The following is a 21,873-nucleotide window of genomic DNA, read 5'->3' on the forward strand; positions in this document are numbered from 1 at the left end:
TGTTAGCGGCCTTCACGGCAAATGCCGCTTTGCTCTCGGATGAGAACCTCATGTCCTCCGCTGCATCCTTCCGCCTCGAAAAAGACCTGCTTGGCTCCCTCGAAGTACCCGCCGACGCCTATTACGGCATCCAGACCCTGCGCGCCGTGCGCAACTTCCACCTGTCCGGTGTGCCGCTGTCGCACTTCCCAAAATTGGTAGTGGCGCTGGCCATGGTCAAGCAGGCAGCGGCGGACGCTAACCGCGAGCTGGGCCATCTCAGCGATGCCAAACACATAGCCATTACCCAAGCTTGCGCGCACCTGATCCGCGGCGAGCATCACGAGCAATTCGTCGTCGACATGATCCAGGGCGGCGCCGGCACCTCGACCAACATGAACGCCAACGAGGTGATCGCCAACCTGGCGCTGGAATACATGGGCCACGCCAAGGGCGAGTATCGCCAGCTGCATCCGAACAACGACGTGAACATGGCGCAGTCGACCAATGACGCTTATCCGACCGCCATCCGCCTGGGCTTGCTGCTGGGTCACGACACCCTGCTGGCCAGCCTCGACAGCCTGGTCGGGGCTTTCGCCGGCAAAGGCGAGGAATTCGCCCACGTCCTCAAGATGGGCCGTACCCAGCTGCAGGACGCCGTGCCCATGACCCTCGGCCAGGAATTCCGGGCCTTCGCCACTACGCTTGGTGAAGACCTCGAGCATTTGCGCCTGATCGCGCCGCAGCTGCTGGTCGAAGTGAACCTCGGCGGCACCGCCATCGGCACTGGCATCAACGCCGACCCGAACTATCAGGCCCTGGCCGTCCAGCGCCTGGCGACCATCAGTGGGCATCCGCTGAAACCGGCCGCCGACCTCATCGAAGCCACCTCGGACATGGGCGCCTTCGTCACCTTTTCCAGCATGCTCAAGCGTCTGGCGGTCAAGCTGTCGAAGATCTGCAACGACCTGCGGTTGCTCTCCAGCGGCCCGCGCACCGGCATCAATGAGATCAACCTGCCGCCGCGCCAGCCGGGCAGCTCGATCATGCCGGGCAAGGTCAATCCGGTGATCCCCGAGGCGGTCAACCAGGTCGCGTTCGAAGTGATCGGCAATGACCTGGCGCTAACCATGGCTGCCGAAGCCGGGCAGTTGCAGCTCAACGTCATGGAGCCGCTGATCGCCTTCAAGCTGTTCGACTCGATCCGCTTGCTGCAGCGCGCCATGGACATGTTGCGTGAGCACTGCATCGTCGGCATCACCGCCAACGAGGACCGCTGCCGGCAGCTGATGGAAAACTCCATCGGCCTGATCACCGCGCTGAATCCCTATATCGGCTACGAGAACGCCACGCGCATCGCCGGCCAGGCGCTGCTCAGCGGTCGCGGCGTGCTGGAACTGGTGCGCGAAGAACAGCTGCTGGACGACGCCACCCTCGACGACATCCTGCGCCCGGAAAACATGATCGCGCCGCGACTGGTGCCACTGAAAGCCTGACGGTAACTGCAAAAGCGCCAGTTCTACCGGGCGCCATTCATGTCGAGCCACAGCAGATGGCTCTTCCCAATAAAAACAACAAACACGTATCCCAATGGCTCGGAGCTTCACGCTTCGTACGCCCTTTCGCCTGTTCGGTCGCCTGGCCCTGTCGCAACGGATTCTCCTGCGTCAGGCGCAGCGAGGACGAGCTGGATCAGGGCAGGTACAACAGCAGCCACAAGGAATGAACCACGTGGGGCCGCCTTGAGTCGGCGGTCCGGCCAACCAGCAGACAGAGCCGCGATCCGGGCGAGGCGGCGTCAGCCCCACTGATCAAAGCGTGATACGGCACAAGCCGCGTTTTTTGGGCCTTGCGTAGACTCCGCCGATTTTCTGGAGGCCTCATGCGCAAACTACTCACGCTTACCCTGTTGTTCAGCTCTCTCATTGCCGCGCCGGTCGCCCAGGCGGACCTCCCGAAGGGCTACGAAGTGGTCCTGCAGACCGAGAACTTCCCGCCCTTCAACATGGCCGAGGGCGGCAAGAACTTCGCCAAGGAAGAGCATATCCGTGGCATCAGCGCCGACACCGTGCGCGAGATGTTCAAGCGCGCCGGCATCGCCTATTCGATGACGCTGCGCTTCCCCTGGGATCGCATTTACCAATCGACCCTGGATCTGCCCAATCACGGCCTGTTCTCGACGTCGATGACCGATGAGCGCCGATCACTGTTCAAGTGGGTCGGCCCCATCGCGCAGTACGAAAGCGTCCTGCTCTCGGCGCCCGGTTCGAACCTCAAGCTGACCAGCCTCGCCCAGGCCAAGGGATACAGGATCGGTGCCTACAAGAGCAGCGCCGTGAGCCAGCGCGTCGAGGCTCAAGGTCTTGAACCGGTGAACGCGCTGCGCGATCAGGAAAATCTGCAGAAGTTACTTACCGGCAAGATCGACCTCTGGGCGACGTCCGACCCGGTATGGCGCTACTACGCCAAGCAGGAAGGCGTGAGCGGCCTGAACACGGTGCTGGTATTCAACTCGGCGCCGTTGTACCTGGCACTCAACAAGGACACGCCGGATGAAGTGATCACTCGCCTGCAAAACGCCTTGGAACAGATGAAGACTGAAGGCTATGGCAGCTGCGTCAAGCATCCTGAGCTCTGCTGAAGCCGCATCGGCTCGGCCTGAAGGTTCCTGCCGACCCGGCGAACGCCGGACGGCTATTCGATTTCGAACAAACCGTCGCGCATTTGCGCCGACGCCAACCGCTCGCGGATTTCTGGATCGATCCGCGGATCGTCCAGTCCGTAGAGCATCACCTGCCGGTAGGCATTGACCCGGTTAATCTCGGTACCGAGGTATTCCCAGACCACGCGGGTACAGGCGGGCGTGCGTCGATCTCCGCTGGAGACGCCGGTCTTCAGGCCGTTTAGGCGGCTGATACGGCTCTTGAAGCTGGGAATCAGGATGGTCTGGCTCATTTCATTGTCTGTCAGCGACTCGTAGTCGATGAGAAACAATCGATCCTGCAGATAGAAGGCGGCGCCCAGGTAGCGGCAGCGCACGACTCCGTCTTCCTGTTTGGGATTATCGGGGCGCGACTGTTCCTGGCGTTCCTGGCGTTCGAAGACAAAGCTGCCGCGGTCCTCGCGCAAATGCACCAGCGATAACAGGATCTGCCCCGGCACCGACATGCAATTGGCGTATTCGAAGTAATAGCCGCAGTAACGGGACAGGCTGTTAGCGTTGTCGCGCATCGGCTGGAACAGTTCCAGCAGTGGGTCACTGGCGGCAATGCGCTCCTGATCGTTTCGCCGCAGACCGATCAACTGTGCGAACTGCTCACCGGGCAAGCTCAGTTCGTAGCCCTCGACCCCGAAGAAATCGCAGATGCGCTTGAGGTTGTGCGCAGTCGGACGGCTTTGGCCATTCAGGTACTTGTTGAATTGCGCCCGGTTGATCGAAAGCTTGCGACAGACCTCGGCAATCGAGCGGTAATGGCTGCAGAGCAGCTTGAGATTGGCGCCGAGGTGGTCTTGCATGATCGAGCCCAGTGATGCGACCGGCGCGATTCTAGCATCAACTCGCGTCAGTTCGCCGCGATCCGCGTAATTGCATGACCGGGGCGTCTGGCCAACCATTTCACGGCTGCGATCTTACACTCGTCAAAACAACAAGAGAGACCCTTCCGCCATGCTCGATCTTCTCAACGATCTCATCTGGAGCAAGCTGCTCATCGTGATGCTGATAGGCCTCGGCCTGTTCTTCACCATCGCCTCGCGCTTCGTCCAGTTTCGCTACTTCGGCAGCATGTTTCAGATCTTCGGCGAAGCCTTCAAACGCCAGCCGGGCCAGCTCAGTTCTTTCCAGGCGTTGATGCTCAGCGTCGCCGGCCGCGTCGGTGCCGGCAACATCGCCGGTGTCTCGGTCGCCATCATGCTCGGCGGCCCTGGCGCGATCTTCTGGATGTGGATCGTGGCCCTGGTCGGCATGGCCACCAGCTATTTCGAATGCTCCCTGGCGCAGCTGTACAAGCGCCGCGAACCCGACGGTAGCTATCGCGGCGGCCCGGCGTTCTACATAGAGCACGGTCTCGGTCAGCGCTGGCTGGGCATCGTGGTCTCGTTGCTGTTGCTGGTGACCTTTGGCTTCGGCTTCAACGCCGTGCAGTCCTATACCGTGGCCAGCTCGATGAACGACACCTTCGGCGTGCCGACCTTCGTCAGCGGCATCGTGTTGATGGTGGTGATCGGCCTGATCATCTTCGGCGGCATCAAGCGCATCGCCAAGTTCGCCGACGTGCTGGTGCCGATCATGGCGTTCTCCTACATTGCGATGGCGATCTTCGTGATCGGCAGCAACGCGGGCGACATTCCGGAAGCCTTCGGCACCATCTTCCGCAGCGCCTTCGGCCTTGAACCGGCGTTTGCCGGCGGCATCGGCGCGGCGATCATCATGGGCGTCAAGCGCGGTCTGTTCTCTAACGAAGCCGGCCTGGGTAGCGCGCCGAACGTGGCGGCAGTCGCCGAGGTCAAGCACCCGGTGGCGCAGGGCATCGTGCAGTCGCTGAGTGTGTTCATCGACACCATCGTGCTGTGCAGCTGCACGGCGCTGATCATCATCCTCTCCGGCGTGTTCGAGCCGGGCAGCGAGATGGCCGGTGTGGTCCTGACGCAATCGGCCGTCGCTGCGGTCGTTGGCGAATGGGGCCGGGTGTTCATCAGCGTGGCGCTGCTGCTGTTCGTGTTCACCACCCTGATCTACAACTACTACCTCGGCGAGAATGCGCTGGGCTTCTTCACCGAGAAACGCTGGCCGGTGCAGGTGTACCGGGTCATGGTGATCGGCTTGGTGATGTGGGGCTCGATCCAGGATCTGGGCACGGTGTTCGGCTTTGCCGACGTCACCATGGGTCTGCTGGCGATCTGCAACCTGATCGCCCTGGCCCTGCTGTTCAAGGTTGGTCTGCGCCTGATGCGCGACTACGACAGCCAGCGTGATGCGGGCGTGGAGTCGCCGGTGTTTGATCGGAAGAACTTCGCCGATCTGGACCTGGACCCAAATGTCTGGCCAGCCGGGATTGGCAGTGATACGCCGCTCAAGAATGCGACCGCAGCCAGCCAGGCACCTCAGCACTGAGTTGCTCCGCATCGTTTGAACAGGGGCCGCTGGCCCCTGTTTTCATATAGGAGATCCCTATGCCGGCTTCCAGAAATGTCCTGGTGCTGTACACCGGCGGCACCATCGGCATGCAACAGAGCGCTGAGGGTCTGATGCCTGCGTCCGGCTTCGCCAGCAGGCTACGCGAGCAGCAGGATCAGCAACCCCAGCTGACGCTACCCAATTGGCAATTCCGCGAGCTGCTGCCGGCAATCGATAGCGCCAACATGAACCAGAGCAACTGGCTGTCCATGGTCGAGGCCATTCGGGCCGGTGTCGAGCAGGACGGCTGCGATGGCGTGCTGGTGCTGCATGGCACCGATACCCTGGCTTACAGCGCCGCCGCCCTGAGCTTCCTGCTGCTCGGGCTAGAGGTGCCAGTGCTGTTGACCGGCGCCATGCTGCCAGCCGGTGCGCCTGGCAGCGATGCCTGGAGCAACCTGTTTGGCGCCATGCAGACGCTGCAGACCGGCGTCGAGCCTGGCGTATTCCTGTATTTCAGCGGCAAGCTGATGTCTGGCGTTCGGGCCAGCAAACGCGGTACTGCGACGCTGGACGCCTTCGGTGTCGCGCCTCGTCTGCGTCAGGGTGAACGTGCACAGGGCATCCCGACCACGCTCGACTATCGTCAACCGCGCCAGCCCGTCAGCCTTGCGATATTGCCGTTCTATCCGGGTATCGAGGCGTCACAGCTGCGCGCCCTGCTGGCCTGTGCCGTGCGGGGGGTGGTGCTCGAATGCTACGGCAGCGGGACGGGCCCGGCGGACGATGCCGAGCTGCTGGCGGCATTGAAGGACGCGCATGAGCGCGGCGTGGTCCTGGCGGCAATCAGCCAGTGCCCGCAGGGTCACGTCGAGTTCAGCATCTACGCTGCCGGCAGCAAGCTGGCGGCCAGCGGGCTGATCTCCGGCGGAGGCATGACCCGCGAAGCGGCGCTGGGCAAGCTGTTCGCCCTGCTCGGCGCGGGTTTGTCGCAGACCGAAACCGAACACTGGTTCGCCCTGGATCTTTGCGGCGAGCGTGCCGACTAGCGACGTCGACGATTCAGTCCGGGCTGAGGTCCAGCGCCTGCAAACAGGCGCGGACCTGCCGGCGTAGCTCGTCGAGGTCCAGCGGCTTGGCCAGGCGAGCCTGACAGTCGATCACATTACCTGGCTCGTCGGAGGCGCTCAGCACGATGACCGGCAAACCCCGTGTAGCCGGCGTCTGGCGCAGCAGCGCCAGCAATTCGGCGCCCTTAAGCTCGGGCAAATTGAGTTCCAATAGCAACAATTCCGGCGGATCGGCGAGCACATGCTTGAGTGCCGTCCGGCCGTTATCGATCACGCTGATCTCGCCGATGTCGGCCAACGCCTTGCGCACCAACAGCTGGCTGGCCGGATCGTCTTCCACGTAGACGATTCTCGGCCGCTCGTGGGCCGGCAGGACAGGCTCCGGCACGAGAACCGGCAGTGCAATCCAAAACAGGCTACCGGCGCCCAACTTGCTCTTCACGCCAATACTGCCGCTCATCAACTTGGCGTATTCGAGGCTCAGGGACAGGCCGATGCCAGCGCCCTGGATATTCGAATTTTCACGACCCAGACGCTGGAACGGCTCGAACAGCTGTGCCTGCAATGCCTCGTCAATGCCCAGTCCTGTGTCCTCGACCAACAGCCTCACCTGCCCGGCGACCGTTTCGATGCCCAGGCGTATCTGACCGGATGGGTTGTTGTACTTGATCGCGTTGGACAGCAGGTTGAGCAGTACCTGACGCAGCCGTCTCGGCTCGGCCAGCACCTCGATGGGTGCCGTCGGCAGTTCGAGCGCCAACTGCAGGCCATGGCGCTGCACATCGAGCGCGACCAACTCGGCGCATTCACGCATCAGTGCGCCGACCTCGACCCGCTTGAGCTCCAGCCGTGGCCGCTCGGCCTGCAGGCTCGACCAGTCGAGAATGTCAGCGAGGAGCTGATTCAGGTGACGGCTGGCCAGCAGGATTTCATCGAGGTAGTCGGCCGCCTCTGGATCGGTTTCAGGCGAACAGTCCATGCGCATCAGCTGGGCGAAGCCGAGGATGGCATTCAACGGCGTTCGCAGCTCATGACTGATGCTCGACATCAGGTGGGTCTTGGCCTCGTTGGCCGCCTGGGCCAGTTGAGTGGCGTGACGCAGATCCTCTTCGACTCGCTTGATCGCATCGATATCGACATGGGTGCCGGCCAAGAGCGTGGCCTCGCCGGTCTGCGGGTCGCGCTCGAGCACGCGGCCGCGACTCAGCAGCCAGTGATATTCGCCGAGCGCGTCGGCAAAGCGGAACTCGCACTCATAGCGTGTGGCATCTCCCGTCCGCATGCGCGCCACCTCTGCATGCACGCGTGGCAGATCGCGCGGATGGATGCGCTGCAAAAACTGTTCATTGCCAAGTTTCGACGCAGGTAAGCCGAAGCGGTCCGGGAGGCGCCCCCGCAGTTGCAGCATGGCGCTGCGCATGTCGATTTCCCAGAGGCTTTCGGTGGAACTCTCGAGCACCAGTTCGACACGTCTCTGCGCCTGCGTCCGCTGCGCCTCGCTGAGCTCCAGCTGGCCACCGATGGCCTGGGTGTGTTGCGCCAGGTCGTCGAGTTCACGAATGTCGGAGGCGGCCGGCTCCGGCCGCCACTGCCCCAGGCCGATCTGTCCCATCATCTGCGAGACGCTGGCAATGGGTGCGAGCAGCGCCTGGCTGAGCCGCCGCGCACGCAACCACATATAAGCGAAGAACAGTAGATAGAACAGCAACAGGCCGGCAATCAGCAGGTAGCCGATTTGCCGATAGTGGCTGGCCAGGGTCGTGGTCTGGCTGAACACCGCGGCCTCGTCCACCACCGCCAGCAGGTGCCAGCCGGTCGGCCCCACCGTAGCCCAGGCCACCAGTTGTTGGCCGTCATCAAGGCTCAAGCGCTGCACACCGTCGGCCTGCGCGACGATGGTCCTGGCCAGCTCTTCGGTGCCCGGATGACGCCCGAGACGGAATTCCTCAGGCTTGAAGATCTCTCGCCGAATCGCTTCGTCATAGGAGTGCTCGGTCAGCTCCGCGAGGCCGAACTGGCGCTCGCCCGCTTCGGGCAAGGCCATGATGTTGAGGTCGCGGCTGACTAGCATGGCGTAGCCATTCCAAGGCACGCGCAACCTCGCGATCTGTTGCAGGATGCCGCTGACGGTGATGTCGATGCCGCTGACCCCTTCCAGGAAATCGCCTCGATACACCGGTGCGATGGCCGACATCATCCATCCATGCCCGGCCGGATCCAGATAGACGTCGGTCCAGACCACCCGCCGCGCCGGGTTTTGCCAGGAGTTGGCCAGGTAATAGAAGTTGTAGCGGGGGATGTCCATGTCCGGCGGATACTGCTGCGCGGTGTTGAACCAGGGATAGATATGGTTATAGCTGTCCCAGCTGTTGAAATAGAGGCTGGCGATCAGCGGGTTGCCTGCATGCAGCTCTTTCATCAGCGGATCGAGTCGGTGCAAGCGCGCCACCTTTTCCAGATCCTGCTGCTCGGGCGCAGTGGCGGCGGAGTAGAAGCTGGCCGCGCCGCCCTCATCGAGCGGACTATAACGAACGCCATTCTCGGCAAGCTTCAGCGGTGCGGGCGCCACCGGGCTGCCATCTTCCAGCGCATGGAGGGCGAAATTGCGGAACAAGGCGGTGGCATTCGCCACCTGTTCCAGCTGCTGGCTGATGATCCGCGCCTCACGGTCGACTGCCGTCTGCAGCTCGGCAAGCGCCGTCTCGCGCAGATGCTCGATCTGCGCATCGCGAATGGCGGTGTTGGTCAGCAGGTACACCGCGATCAACACCACTTCGACTAGCACTAGCGGAATCAGCGCGCTCTGAACGAAAGCGCGCCAAATCCATTGACGTATCCCGACAGGGGTTTTCAACGACACTACGCTGCTCCAGCGATCCGACTCAGGCGCCCGTTTGACCATGCTTCTGCGATGGTCGCAACCGGACCGCCTTCAGTGTAATGACCGATAGCGGAGCGACTCAGCGGTTCGCCAGCTCGATCAGCCCCGCACGCCACGCCACACCGCGCGGCAACGCCAGGAAGGAAGGGTTGAGATAGCTTTCACGCGCCTCGTACGTCAACGTAGCGCCGCCAATATCCAGTACCTCCCCCCCTGCGCCCTCGAGTACCCCCTGGGCAGCGGCGGTGTCCCACTGCGAAGTGGGCGCCAGGCGTGGATAGCAGTCGGCGGCGCCCTCGGCCAGCAGGCAGAACTTCAATGAGCTGCCGACGCTGGCCAGCACCAGCTCGCCGAAGCGTTGGCGCAGCCCGTCCAGCAAATGTTCCTGCGCCGGACTCGAATGGCGACGGCTGGCGACCACGGTGAACCCTTCGGCCGGTTCGTGACGCACCTGCAACGGCTGCGCCGCGCCATCGGCTTCGGCACGCCAGGCACCGAATTCGGCACCGCCGTAATAGCATCGGCCATTGGCTGGAATGCCCACCACGCCGAACAACACCCGCCCCTGCTCGATCAGCGCCACGTTGACGGTGAACTCCTCGCTGCCGGCGATGAATTCTTTGGTTCCGTCCAGCGGATCGACCAGCCACCAGCGGGTCCAGCCAGCGCGTTCGGCCAGGCTCAGGTTGCAATCTTCCTCGGACAGCACCGGGATGCTCGGATCCAGCGCACGCAGACCGTCGGCCAACAGATGATGGGCCGCCAGATCGGCCGCCGTCACCGGCGAGGCGTCTGCCTTCTCGTGCACCCGCACGTCGTTGCGCCAGTGCGGCAGGATCGCCTGCCCGGCGTCGCGCACAAGGTCGATGACCCTGGCCAGATACGGATGGCTCATTGAGCAAACTCCCCTCGCTCGGTCAGCAGGTCTCGCGACAGATACAGCGCCGCCAGGGCGCGACCTTCACTGAACTGCGGATTCTGGATCAGGCTCGACAACTCGCGCAGATCGATCCGGTCGACGCGCATCGGCTCGGGTTCGTCGCCCGGCAGCTGTTCGGGATAGAGATCGCGGGCCAGTACTACCTGGATCTTCTGGCTCATGTAACCGGGCGAGAGGGACAGCTCGGCGATCAACTCCAGGCGGCGCGCACCGAAACCGGCCTCTTCCTTCAACTCTCGGTTGGCGGCATCGAGCACGTCTTCGCCCGGCTCGATCAGCCCTTTGGGCAGCGACAGCTCATAGGTGTCGGTGCCACCGCAGTATTCCTCGACCAGTAATGCCCGCCCGTCGGCATCCAGCGCAACGATCATCACCGCACCATAGCCGGTGCCCTGGCCGACCAGCCGCTCGTAGGTGCGCTCGACACCATTGGAAAACCGCAGCTGCAGCTCCTCGACACGGAACAGACGGCTGGTGGCAACGATCTCACGGGCAAGCACAGTAGGTTTCTGGCGCATGGGGATATCCTTGAAACGCGAACCGCAATCATAACCCGCCTTTTTGCCATCGCCGCGAACGCTTTGCATCGAACCGACCACTGCCGCACCATTGCACCAATCGCCGAAAAAGAGCCCGTCATGATCGCTTCAATGCCCTGGTCCGATATCGATACCGTCCTGCTGGACATGGACGGCACCTTGCTGGACCTGCATTTCGATAACCACTTCTGGCTCGAATGCCTGCCCCAGCGCTACGCCGAGCTGCACGGCATCAGCCGCGCCATGGCCGAACTGGAACTGGCCCCGCTGTTCAATGAGCACGAGGGCAAACTCACCTGGTACTGCCTGGACTTCTGGACCCAGGAGCTGAACCTGCCGATCCGCGAGATGAAACGCGAGATCGCCCACCTGATTGCCCTACGCCCAGCCGCCGACGAGTTTCTCGCCGCCCTGCGTGACGCAGACAAGCGGGTGGTCTTGATCACCAATGCCCATCGTGATTCGTTGTCCCTGAAGCTTGAGCGTATCGAGCTGGCGCCCTGGTTCGATCGGCTGATCAGCTCGCATGACTACGGCTTTCCCAAGGAGCAGGCACAGTTCTGGGATGCCCTGAAAGCGGATCTGGACTTCCATCCAGCGACGGCGTTGTTCATCGACGACAGCTTGCCGGTATTACGCAGTGCTCGCGATTTTGGTGTGGCTCACCTGTTGGCGATCAGCGAGCCGGATAGCCGTCGCGGGCAAAAAAACACTGAAGAATTCACCGCCGTTGACGACTACCTGGAGCTGATTCGCAGCCTGCAGGGCTATCCGGCTTGAACGGACGCCGCGCTGACTCGATTCCAGAGGGCTGAGGTCGCTTCTAAGCCAGTAGCCGTTCGACAGAAATGATTAGCATGGCGATGCGTCCAAACAGACAAGACAACGAGGCTCAGCCCCCGGCTGCGCCGCACCAGGCAAACGATGCCGCGTAAACGCGACGACTGGCCAACTGGCCCGCCGCGCATCGATGGACAACCTATGGCAGTAAACCCAGGCCCTTGGCCGGCCGCTACCAGTGAAATGAGCGAACGCATCCGCGACCATGACTGGAGTTCCACGTTACTGGGCCCGCTCGACAGCTGGCCCACCTCGCTGCGCGTCCTGCTCGACACGCTGCTCGAGGCGCCGTTACCCATGTGCGTGCTATGGGGCAAAACCGGTATACAGCTGTACAACGACGCTCATGCCGCGTTGATCGGTCAGCGCCACCCTGCCGCACTGGGTGTGCCTATCGCGACCACCTGGCGCGCCGTCTGGCCTGATCTGATCGAGGCGCTGGAAACCAGCGAGCGCAGCCGACCATGCCTGCTGCGCAATCACCGTCTTGCCAGAGCCGATGGCTCCGTCGCCTGGCTCGACCTGGCGCTCAGCCCAATCCGCGACGGCCAGGCAATCAGCGGGCAACTGTTGTGCCTGCGGCACAGCGAGGGCGAAGCGCTACGCCGCAGCGAAGCGGAGATCCGCATGATCACTGACGCCTTGCCGGTTCTCATTGGCTATGTCGACCGCGAGGCGTGCTATCGCTACAACAACCGCCACTATGAAACGTGGTTCGGCCAAACGCCCGAATCGCTTTACGGCAAGCACCTGTCGGACGTAGTCGGCGAGCAAGCCTACAACGAGCGCCGCGCGCAGATCGAGGCCGCCCTGGCCGGCGAAGAGGCCATATTCGAAGCGCATATGCCCCATCAGGACGGCCAGCTTCGCCGTACCTGGATGCACTACCTGCCGCGACGCGACGCCAACGGCCAGGTGGAGGGTTTCTTCGTCTTGGCGCAGGATGTCACCGAGCGCTGGCAGGCCGAGCAGGCGTTGCGCGAACTCAATGAGACGCTGGAAAGCCGCGTGCAGGAACGCACCGAGGCCCTGGCCGAAGTCTATGAGCGGCTGGTCACGGAGATGGCCAGCCGCGAACAGGCACAGGAAGCCCTGCGCCAGGCTCAGAAGATGGAAGCGGTCGGCCAGCTCACCGGCGGCATCGCCCACGACTTCAACAACATGCTCACCGGTATCATCGGTGGGCTGGACCTGATCCAACGGTACAACCAGTCGGGCCGCCACGGCGAAACCCAGCGCTTCATCGATGCCGCGGTGAATTCGGCCAATCGCGCCGCCGCACTGACCCATCGGCTGCTCGCCTTTGCCCGGCGCCAGCCGCTGAACCTCAAGCGGGTCGATCTGAATGCCCTGGTTGAATCGATGCGCGACCTGATGGCGCGCACCCTCGGCAGTCATATCCTGATCGACGCCATGTTGGCGCCGGATCTGTGGCCGGCCAACAGTGACGAGAACCAGCTGGAAAGCGCCTTGCTCAATCTGGTGATCAACGCCCGCGACGCCATGCCCGACGGTGGCAGCCTCTACATCGCCACCGCCAACGTGCAGTTGCGGCACCCGTCCGAGGTGGGCGAGCTGGCCCCCGGACGCTACGTCAGTCTCAGCGTGATCGACACTGGTTTCGGCATGACGCGCAAGGTGTTGGCCGCCGCCTTCGAGCCATTTTTCACCACCAAACCCATCGGCCAGGGCACCGGCCTAGGGCTGTCGATGATTTACGGCTTCGCCCGCCAGGCCGGCGGTCACGTGCAGATCCGCAGCGAACCCGGTAACGGTACCGAAGTCACGCTCTATCTACCCGCGTACAACGGGGTGGCATCGCTGGCAGCGCTCACGGAGCCCTCGGGACAGGCGCCACAGGCACTACAGGGTGAAACCGTGCTGGTGGTGGAGGATGATCCAGCCGTGCGTCTGCTGGTGTTGGACGTGTTGGGCATGCTCGGCTATCGCGCATTGGAGGCGGCCGAAGGCAACGCCGCAGCGACGATTCTGCAGAGCAGCGAGCGCATCGACCTACTGATCTCGGACGTCGGCCTGCCGGGTATGAACGGTCGTCAACTGGCCGACATCGCCCGTCAGCACCGCCCCGGGTTACGCGTGCTGTTCATGACCGGCTACGCCGAGCAGGCCGCCAGCAGCGGCTTTCTCGACACCGGCATGGATATGATCAGCAAGCCATTCTCAATCGACCATCTGGCGACGCGCGTGCGCGACATGCTGACGCCCGATCTCTAACGCAGCGGATACGTCCTTCACGCGACACGCATCGAAATATCGTCCGGAGCCGTTCGCGACGAGATCGGCGCACGGCCCGTTCATCACCGGGCCTGCCGACCCTGAACAGCGCCGGGTGTCTCGATGCTTCCCGGCTGCTCGTTATATGCCGGTCGGACATCCGGGGTCAGGGGCATTATTGCAGGGGACTGTAGACCCGTGGCGCGCTGTGGTGTGGCAGGTGGATCAGATTGAGCCGATGCTGGCGCGCCCAGCGCACACAGAGATCGGTCGGTGCGGAGAGGCTGACCAGGGTCGATAAACCCGCACGCACGGCCTTGTGAATCAGCTCCAGGCTGCAGCGGCTGGTAACCACGGCGAAGCCTTGTCGGCCGTCACGGCCTTCACGACGCAGCGCGCCGATCAGCTTGTCCAATGCGTTGTGGCGGCCAATGTCCTCGCGGCACAGGACGACTTCGCCCTGCTCGTCAACGAACAGCGCGGCATGCAGCGCACCGCTTTGCCGCGCCAGACGCTGCGCATCGTTAATCCTCGCGCGCAAGTCATGCAGGTGCGCCGCTGGCGGCAACGGGCTGGACGCCAGCGCGGTCAATTGCGGCAACGCCTGCTCGATCGCCTCTACGCCGCAAAGACCGCAGCCGCTGGTACCTGCCAGATTGCGGCGCTGCTGCTTGAGTGCCCAGAACGCCCGGTTGCCGATCTGCACTTCGGCGCTGAACGCGTCACCACGGCGATTGAGCTGAATGTCGTGTATCTCGTCGATACCGCCAACTACTTCACCGCTCAGGCTGAAGCCGACCACGAAGTCCTCCAGCGCACTGGGGGAGACCATCATCACCGCATGGCTGATGCCGTTATAGGCGATCGCCAGCGCGCATTCCTCGGCCAGCACCGCACCGCCTGAGGCTGCCCCTTCGTCCAGTTCGGCATAGCTGTAAACATCCGGCGCCGAGCTGGCGCCAGGCGCGGCGGTACTGAGGGGCGCAGGACGAGGCATATCGGTGATTCCTTGCAGTCGAGCTGTAAGGATATTCGACTCAGGCACGCACTTGCGGTTCTATCTGCTCACGCAGCCCGCGCAGTGATTGCACGGCGAACGCACTCAACCCTTCGCCCGCATTGGCGTCCAGGTGAGCGTAGAGCGCCGTGCGCATTTGTGGGTCCCACTGACGCTTCAGATGCTGAGCGAAGTCAGTGCGCGCCTGGACGGGGTCGGGCTGTGAGGCGAAGAAAGCCCCGATCTGGTTGGCCATCTTGATCAGTTGCGTGGCATTCATGCCCATCTGCATACCTCGATGCGCTGAAGAGAAAACAGGAGCCACCGGCGGGCCGCACTGGCCCGCCGCCGGGTTTCACAGCTGGGTAACCTGTATCCGCGGCAGGAACTCGACCTGCTCGCGGGTGAAGGCCTGGAATTCCTGCTGCCACTGCGACGGCACCTCGACCTTGTTCACCTGTACCGCCGTAACCTTGTACTCCGGACAGTTGGTGGCCCAGTCCGAGTTGTCCGTGGTGATGACGTTGGCACCGGATTCCGGGTGATGGAAGGTGGTGTACACCACACCCGGCTGCATGCGCTGGGTGACCTTGGCGCGCATCACCGTCTCGCCTGCCCGGCTGTTGATGCCGACCCAGTCGCCGTCTTTGATGCCGCGGTCCTCGGCGTCCACTGGATGCAGCTCGAGGATGTCCTCGGCGTGCCAGGCCTTGTTAGCGGTACGTCGGGTCTGCGCACCGACGTTGTACTGCGAGAGGATCCGTCCGGTGGTGAGCACCAGCGGACGCTTGCGCGAAGTACGCTCATCAGTGGCGATGAACTCGGTGATCACGAAGCGACCTTTGCCGCGCACGAAGGCGTTCTCATGCATGATCGGCGTGCCCTCCGGCGCCTCGTCGTTGCATGGCCACTGAATGCTGCCCATGCGATCGAGTTTGGCGTAGCTGACCCCGGTAAAGGTCGGCGTCAAACGGGCAATCTCATCCATGATCTGCGACGGATGGGTGTAGTTCATCGGATAGCCGAGGGCGTTGGACAGCGCCACCGTCACCTCCCAATCCTCTTTGCCAGCCAGCGCCGGCATCACCTTGCGCACCGGCGAGATGCGCCGTTCGGCGTTGGTGAAAGTGCCGTTCTTCTCCAGGAAGGACGCGCCCGGCAGGAACACATGAGCGTACTTGGCGGTTTCGTTGAGGAACAGGTCCTGCACCACCACGCACTCCATGGCCTTGAGCGCATCGGTGACGTGCTGGGTGTCGGGGTCGGACTGCGCCGGGTCCTCGCCCTGGATATAGAGCCCCTTGAAGGTACCGGCATGCGCCGCCGCCAGCATGTTTGGAATCCGCAGCCCTGGTTCGTCGAGCAGCGTGACGCCCCAGGCTTGCTCGAACAGTGGCCGTGCTACCGGATCGGAAACATGACGGTAGCCTGGCAGTTCATGGGGGAAGGAACCCATGTCGCAGGAGCCTTGCACATTGTTCTGCCCACGCAGCGGGTTCACCCCGACACCTGGTCGACCGATATTGCCGGTGGCCATGGCCAGGTTGGCGATGGCCATCACGGTCGAAGACCCCTGGCTGTGCTCGGTGACGCCCAGACCATAATAAATCGCCGCGTTTCCGCCGGTGGCGTACAGGCGGGCGGCGGCGCGCACTTCTGTAGCCGGCACGCCGGTCAGCTCCTGCATCGCCTCGGGGCTGTTGCGCTGCTCGCCTACAAAGGCGCGCCATTGCTCGAAAGCCTCGGCTTCGCAGCGCTCGGCGACGAAGGCCTCGTTGACCAGTCCATCCGTGACGATCACGTGGGCCAGACTGTTGAGCAGAGCGACGTTGCTGCCGGGGCGTAGTTGCAGATGGTGCTCGGCTTTGATGTGCGGGCTGCGCACCAGGTCGATACCGCGCGGGTCGGCAACGATCAGCCGCGCACCTTCGCGCAGACGGCGCTTGAGCTGCGAGCCGAACACCGGGTGGCCGTCGGTGGGGTTGGCGCCGATCACCAGCACCACGTCGGCCGACAGCACCGAATCGAAGTCCTGGGTGCCGGCGGATTCGCCAAGCGTGACTTTCAGGCCGTAGCCAGTTGGTGAATGACAAACCCTGGCGCAGGTGTCGACGTTGTTATTGCCAAAGGCCGCTCGCACCAGCTTCTGTACCAGATAGGTTTCCTCGTTGGTGCAACGCGAGGAGGTCAGCCCGCCGACCGAATCGCGGCCGTACTGCGCCTGGATTTCCTTGAAACGCTTGGCGGCATGGCCAATCGCTTCGTCCCAGTCCACCGGCCGCCAGGGCTCGTTGATACTGTCGCGGATCATCGGCGTCTTGATGCGGTCCGGGTGCGTGGCGTAACCCCAGGCGAAACGGCCCTTGACGCAGGCATGCCCGTGGTTGGCATGGCCATTCTTGTTCGGCACCATACGCACCACTTCGTTGCCCTTGACCTCAGCCTTGAACGAGCAGCCGACACCGCAATACGCGCAGGTGGTGGTCACGCTGCGTTCGGCCTGGCCCATCTCGATCAGCGACTTCTCGGTCAGGGTGGCGGTCGGGCAGGCATTCACGCAGGCACCGCAGGACACGCATTCGGAATCGAGGAAGTTCTCAGCCTGGCTGGCGGCTACCCGCGAATCGAAGCCACGGCCATCGATGGTCAGGGCAAAGGTGCCCTGCACCTCCTCGCAAGCGCGCACGCAGCGGTTACAGACGATGCACTTGGCCGGGTCATAGGTGAAATAGGGGTTGGATTCATCCTTGGCCTCGGCCAGATGCGTCTTGACCGGGTCGTAGCGCACCTCGCGCAAGCCGACCACGCCGGCCATGTCCTGCAGCTCGCAATTGCCGTTAGCCGAGCAGGTCAGGCAGTCCAGCGGGTGGTCGGAGATGTAAAGTTCCATGGTGCCGCGGCGAAGTTCCGCCAGTTTCGGACTTTGCGTGCGCACCTTCATGCCCGGTTCGACCGGAGTGGTGCAGGAGGCCGGGAAGCCTCGCCGGCCTTCGATCTCCACCGTGCACAGACGGCACGAGCCGAACGGCTCCAGGCTATCGCTGGCGCACAGCTTGGGCACAGAAATGCCGGCTTCCTGAGCGGCGCGCATCACCGAGGTGCCCGCGGGCACGCTGATCGCTGTGCCGTCGATTTCCACCGTTACCGGGGCGCCGGTGCGGGCGGGAGTGCCATAGTCGAGTTCACGATACAGGGCCATGTCTATGCCTCCGGATCAGCGGGCTTCGGCGGTGTCGCCGAAATCCTCTGGAAAATGATTGAGTGCACTCATTACCGGGTAAGGAGTCATCCCGCCGAGGGCGCAGAGCGAAGCGCCGAGCATGGTGTCGCACAGGCTTTTGAGCAGCTCGATGCGTCCCGTCTGCGGACCTTCGGAACGGGCGACGATGATCTGGTCGAGCAGCTCCTCGCCGCGGGTCGAGCCGATTCGGCACGGCGTGCATTTGCCGCAGGATTCCACCGCGCAGAACTCCATGGCATAACGGGCCATGTCGGCCATGTCGACCGTGTCGTCGAACACCACGATACCGCCGTGGCCAAGCACCGCACCGAGCGCGGCGAAGGCCTCGTAATCCAGCGGCGTATCGAACTGCGATTCCGGCAGATAAGCGCCCAACGGGCCGCCGACCTGCACCGCGCGGATCGGCCGACCGCTGGCCGAACCGCCGCCGTATTCGTAAAGCAACTCGCGCAGCGTGATGCCGAAGGCTTTCTCGATCAGGCCGCCGCGGGCGATATTGCCGGTCAGCTGGATTGGCAGCGTGCCGAGCGAGCGGCCCATGCCGTAATCCTTGTAATAGGCGCCGCCCTTGTCGAGGATGATCGGCACCGAGGCCAGGGAGATCACGTTGTTGATCACCGTCGGCATGCCGAACAGCCCTTCGATGGCAGGTAGCGGCGGTTTCGGCCGCACGGTGCCGCGCTTGCCTTCGACGCTTTCCAGCAGCGCGGTTTCTTCGCCGCAGATATAGGCGCCGGCGCCGCGGCGCAGCTCCAGGTGGAAGGCCTTTCCGCTGCCAAGCACGTCGTCACCCAGGTAGCCGGCAGCACAGGCGCTGGCGATCGCCGTCTTGAGCACGGCCTCGGCGTGCGGATATTCGGAACGTAGATAGAGGTAGCCCATGGTCGCGCCGACGGCCAGACCAGCGATGGTCATGCCCTCGATCAGCACATAGGGGTCGTCTTCCATCACCATGCGGTCGGAAAAAGTGCCCGAGTCGCCTTCATCAGCGTTGCAGACGATGTACTTCTGCGCCGCTTCGCAGCCAAGCACGGTGCGCCATTTGATGCCGGTGGGGAATGCGGCACCGCCGCGACCGCGCAGGCCGGACTCGGTGACTTCGGCGACGATCGCCTCGGGCGTCATGCCCAATGCACGTTTAAGGCCGCGGTAGCCGTCGTGGGCAATGTAGTCATCCAGAGACAGCGGATCAGTGATGCCCACGCGAGCGAAGGTCAGCCGCTCCTGGCGCTTGAGGTATTCGATCTCATCGGTCGGCCCATGGCCCAGCGGGTGGGCCTTGCCTTCAAGAAAACCGTTGTCGAACAGACCGGCGACATCCCTTGGCTTGACCGGGCCGTAGGCGACACGGCCAGCAGCGGTGGCGACCTCGACCAGAGGCTCGAGCCAGAACAGCCCGCGCGAGCCATTTCGTACCAGTTTCAGTTCGATGCCACGGGCCGCAGCCTCGGCAGTGATGGCCTGGACCACCTTGTCGGCACCCAGACTGAGCGCGGTGACGTCACGTGGCACATAGACGGTAATGGCCTCGCTCATACGCGCACCTCCCGTTCAGCCAGCAATTCCAGCAGGCCCTCGGCATCGACGCGGCCATGCACCTCACCATCGAGCATGGCGTTCGGTGCACAGGCGCAGTTACCCAGGCAATACACCGCTTCAAAGCTCAGGCTGCCATCTTCGCGGGTTTCGCCAAGCTGCAGGCCGAGTTTCTCCTCGAGCTCGACGGTCAATGCCTTGACTCCCATCGACCGGCATGCCTCGGCCTGGCACAGCTTGAGCACCTGGCGACCCGGCGGCGTCGCGCGGAAGTCGTGGTAGAAGCTGACCACCCCGTGCACCTCGGCGCGTGACAGGCTGAGGTCCTCTGCGATCAACGGCAACAAATCCGGTGGTATCGCGCCGAGGCGGTCCTGGATGTCATGAAGGACGGGCAGCAGCGCGCCTGGCTGGCCGCGGTGCGCGACCAATACCTCGCGGGCGACGGCCTGGCAATGCTCGGGGGCGAAGCGCTGGGGAAGAGTGGCCATGTTCTAGGCTCCAGCCGGCGGCTATAACCGGTGCTGTCGGGAGACAAGCGCCACACATCACGGCTGATGGGCGCGTATCCCAGGCGGCCCCTAAAGGGCTCGCCACATATGAATTGAAGTTCTTATACTTGGCCGCAAAGCGCCCATGAACGGCACACTAGCATGGGCATACAGCCAAACAAATATGAAGTCATGATCATATGATCCGTATCGATATCCAGCCGCGCTGGCGTTTTCATCAGCACGACGGCAGCAGCCTCGACCCCCAGGGACTGGAGCTGCTGCAGGCCGTACACGACACCGGCAAGCTGACCGAGGCCGCCGCTCGGGTCGGCTACTCCTACCGCCATGCCTGGAACCTGCTGGGCAAATGGCAGGCTTTCTTCGGCAGCCCGCTGATCGAGCTGGAGCGCGGCAAGGGTGCGCGCCTGGCGCCGCTGGGGGAAAAGTTGCTATGGGCCGACCAGCGTATCCGCGCGCGACTCTCGCCCCAGCTGGACAACCTCGCTGGCGAGCTGGAGCTGGAATTGAACCGGGTGCTGCAGGCCAGCAATCCCGGCCTGCGCATCCATGCCAGCCACGGCTTCGCCGTGGCGGCGCTGCGCGAGTGGCTGGAACGCGACCCCAGTTGGCAATGGGACGTGCAATTTCGCGGCGGCAGCGAGGCGATGATCGCCCTCCACCGCCACGATTGCGAGGTGGCCGGCCTGCACGTGCCGGCCGGGCCGCTCGGGGCGCTGAGCATGAACCGCATCCAGCCCTGGCTACGCTCCGACCAGCGGGTGATTACCTTTGTCGTGCGCACCCAGGGGTTGATACTCGCCCCCGGCAATCCGCTCGGCATCGAGGGACTGGCGGACCTGATGCGTGGCGACATGCGTTTCGTCAACCGCGAGCCGGGGTCTGGCACGCGCCTGCTGCTTGAGGACCTGCTGCGCCGCGACGGCCTGGACAGCTCCGCGATCCACAACCTGCACAACGAGGAGTTCACCCACGCGGCAGTGGCCGCCTATGTCGCCAGCGGCATGGCCGATGTCGGCTTCGGTGTTGAAGCGGCGGCGCGCCAGTTCGGCCTCGACTTCATCCCCGTCGCGCGCGAGCACTACTGCCTACTGTGCCGCGAGGATAGCCTCGACCTGCCCGCCATGACCGCGCTGCTACGGGTATTGCAGAACCCCGACTTTCAGGCGCGCATCAGCCGCCTGCCGGGCTACGCCTTGAGCCGCCCGGGCGAGGTGCTGCTGTTGACCCAGGCGCTGGAGCAATGGAGCCGAGAAAGCCTGATCTGAACCCTTATCATCCGACTGGCAGAATTGTGAATCGCATCCCAACGTTGGCGAGCGAACAAGCGAAGCGGGAACCCACATGGGCAACGACGGTCTATCGCGCCATTCTCGCCGCAAGGCGACTCTGTCCTCGAGGTGTTCATGAAGTCTGCGCAGTTGCTCCTCCTCCTTCTCGGCCTGACCAGCGGTGGTTTCGCCATGGCAAGTAACACCGAAGCCGCCGTTGGCGGCGCTCTGGGCGGTGCACTCGGCACGGTGGTCGGTGAGCATCTCGGCGGTTCGACAGGCGCCACCATCGGTGCCGGTGTCGGCGGCGCCGCTGGCGGTATGGTTGGTGCTGACAAGCGCAGCCGCACCGAGGCTGCCATCGGTGGCGGGCTCGGCGCGGCAGGAGGTAACGTGATCGGCCAGCGCGTCGGCGGCAGTACCGGTGGTTTGATTGGCGCGGCCGTGGGTGGCGGCGCCGGTGGCGCAATTGGCAATGCTTACGGCGACGATGATGACGATCGCAGCGAGCGCCGCTACCGTGACGATCGCCGTTACCATCCCGGCAAAGCCAAGGGTCACTACAAGCACAAACACAAGCAGCATCACGACTGAACAGCCGCTCCGCGGCGCCAATGCTATTCATCTGGCAATCACGCACAGCGGGGCTGTCCGACGAGCTTGGCTTTGCGGAAATTCAGGAGCGCTTGCGGACCCTGATTTATTCGCCAACCAAG

Annotated in this window: 17 protein-coding genes; 8 read left to right on the forward strand and 9 right to left on the reverse strand. The window is 63.5% G+C overall.

The features are described 5' to 3' along the window. Positions 1–50 precede the first annotated feature (50 nt). Positions 51–1,475 carry an aspartate ammonia-lyase gene (locus tag CH92_RS20105; RefSeq protein WP_025243554.1) on the forward strand — a complete coding sequence of 475 codons (1,425 nt, stop codon included), beginning with the start codon at positions 51–53 and terminating at the stop codon, positions 1,473–1,475. A gap of 386 nt (positions 1,476–1,861) precedes the next feature. Continuing rightward, positions 1,862–2,620 carry a substrate-binding periplasmic protein gene (locus CH92_RS20110; protein ID WP_025243555.1) on the forward strand — a complete coding sequence of 253 codons (759 nt, stop codon included), beginning with the start codon at positions 1,862–1,864 and terminating at the stop codon, positions 2,618–2,620. Positions 2,621–2,673: 53 nt separating this feature from the next. On the opposite strand, the gene CH92_RS20115 is transcribed toward CH92_RS20110, so the two are convergent. Continuing rightward, positions 2,674–3,495: a helix-turn-helix domain-containing protein gene (locus tag CH92_RS20115; RefSeq protein WP_025243556.1), complete on the reverse strand. Its 822-nt coding sequence runs from the start codon at positions 3,493–3,495 to the stop codon at positions 2,674–2,676. 151 nt (positions 3,496–3,646) lie between these two features. Here CH92_RS20115 and CH92_RS20120 point away from each other — a divergent pair, with 151 nt between their 5' ends. Both CH92_RS20120 and CH92_RS20125 read left to right on the forward strand, forming a co-directional pair. Further along, positions 3,647–5,092 (forward strand): alanine/glycine:cation symporter family protein, encoded by a 1,446-nt coding sequence (locus CH92_RS20120; protein ID WP_025243557.1) that lies wholly within the window; start codon positions 3,647–3,649, stop codon positions 5,090–5,092. Positions 5,093–5,151: 59 nt separating this feature from the next. Beyond that, a complete protein-coding gene (locus CH92_RS20125; protein ID WP_025243558.1) occupies positions 5,152–6,144 on the forward strand; it encodes an asparaginase in 993 nt (330 codons plus the stop codon). A 13-nt stretch (positions 6,145–6,157) separates the two neighbouring features. Here the strand turns inward: CH92_RS20125 and CH92_RS20130 are convergent, their stop codons facing one another. From CH92_RS20130 to nudE, 3 genes are read right to left on the reverse strand one after another with little or no spacing between them, the layout of a single operon-like run. Further along, entirely contained in the window at positions 6,158–9,067 is a 2,910-nt protein-coding gene (locus CH92_RS20130) for an ATP-binding protein (RefSeq protein WP_051517573.1), read from the reverse strand. Between the two features lie 58 nt (positions 9,068–9,125). Next, positions 9,126–9,941, reverse strand: coding sequence for a 3'(2'),5'-bisphosphate nucleotidase CysQ (cysQ, locus tag CH92_RS20135; protein WP_025243560.1), 816 nt, complete (start codon positions 9,939–9,941; stop codon positions 9,126–9,128). After that, on the reverse strand, positions 9,938–10,504 hold the full coding sequence (gene nudE / locus CH92_RS20140) for an ADP compounds hydrolase NudE (RefSeq protein ID WP_025243561.1): 567 nt from the start codon (positions 10,502–10,504) through the stop codon (positions 9,938–9,940). The genes cysQ and nudE overlap by 4 nt, the downstream gene beginning before the upstream one ends. A gap of 120 nt (positions 10,505–10,624) precedes the next feature. Here nudE and yrfG point away from each other — a divergent pair, with 120 nt between their 5' ends. After that, on the forward strand, positions 10,625–11,305 hold the full coding sequence (yrfG, locus tag CH92_RS20145; RefSeq protein ID WP_025243562.1) for a GMP/IMP nucleotidase: 681 nt from the start codon (positions 10,625–10,627) through the stop codon (positions 11,303–11,305). Between the two features lie 201 nt (positions 11,306–11,506). Then, complete coding sequence (locus CH92_RS20150) at positions 11,507–13,600, forward strand: hybrid sensor histidine kinase/response regulator (RefSeq protein ID WP_025243563.1); 2,094 nt, start codon at positions 11,507–11,509, stop codon at positions 13,598–13,600. 175 nt (positions 13,601–13,775) lie between these two features. Here the strand turns inward: CH92_RS20150 and fdhD are convergent, their stop codons facing one another. From fdhD to CH92_RS20175, 5 genes are all read right to left on the reverse strand, one after another. Continuing rightward, complete coding sequence (gene fdhD, locus CH92_RS20155) at positions 13,776–14,597, reverse strand: formate dehydrogenase accessory sulfurtransferase FdhD (RefSeq protein WP_025243564.1); 822 nt, start codon at positions 14,595–14,597, stop codon at positions 13,776–13,778. A gap of 40 nt (positions 14,598–14,637) precedes the next feature. Continuing rightward, a complete protein-coding gene (locus tag CH92_RS20160) occupies positions 14,638–14,877 on the reverse strand; it encodes a formate dehydrogenase subunit delta (protein WP_025243565.1) in 240 nt (79 codons plus the stop codon). A 75-nt stretch (positions 14,878–14,952) separates the two neighbouring features. Further along, entirely contained in the window at positions 14,953–17,796 is a 2,844-nt protein-coding gene (gene fdhF / locus CH92_RS20165) for a formate dehydrogenase subunit alpha (protein ID WP_025243566.1), read from the reverse strand. A gap of 15 nt (positions 17,797–17,811) precedes the next feature. Then, complete coding sequence (locus tag CH92_RS20170; RefSeq protein ID WP_025243567.1) at positions 17,812–19,374, reverse strand: formate dehydrogenase beta subunit; 1,563 nt, start codon at positions 19,372–19,374, stop codon at positions 17,812–17,814. Continuing rightward, entirely contained in the window at positions 19,371–19,865 is a 495-nt protein-coding gene (locus CH92_RS20175) for a formate dehydrogenase subunit gamma (protein WP_025243568.1), read from the reverse strand. Before CH92_RS20175 ends, CH92_RS20170 begins: the two co-directional genes overlap by 4 nt. A gap of 200 nt (positions 19,866–20,065) precedes the next feature. Here CH92_RS20175 and CH92_RS20180 point away from each other — a divergent pair, with 200 nt between their 5' ends. Together CH92_RS20180 and CH92_RS20185 are read left to right on the forward strand one after the other, a co-directional pair. Continuing rightward, the gene (locus CH92_RS20180; protein ID WP_025243569.1) at positions 20,066–21,154 is read left to right on the forward strand and encodes a substrate-binding domain-containing protein; all 1,089 of its coding nucleotides are present in this window, start codon (positions 20,066–20,068) and stop codon (positions 21,152–21,154) included. Positions 21,155–21,292: 138 nt separating this feature from the next. Further along, positions 21,293–21,751, forward strand: coding sequence for a YMGG-like glycine zipper-containing protein (locus tag CH92_RS20185; RefSeq protein WP_025243570.1), 459 nt, complete (start codon positions 21,293–21,295; stop codon positions 21,749–21,751). Positions 21,752–21,873: the final 122 nt, after the last annotated feature.

The organism is Stutzerimonas stutzeri, assembly GCF_000590475.1.
GTDB classification, from domain to species: domain Bacteria; phylum Pseudomonadota; class Gammaproteobacteria; order Pseudomonadales; family Pseudomonadaceae; genus Stutzerimonas; species Stutzerimonas stutzeri_D.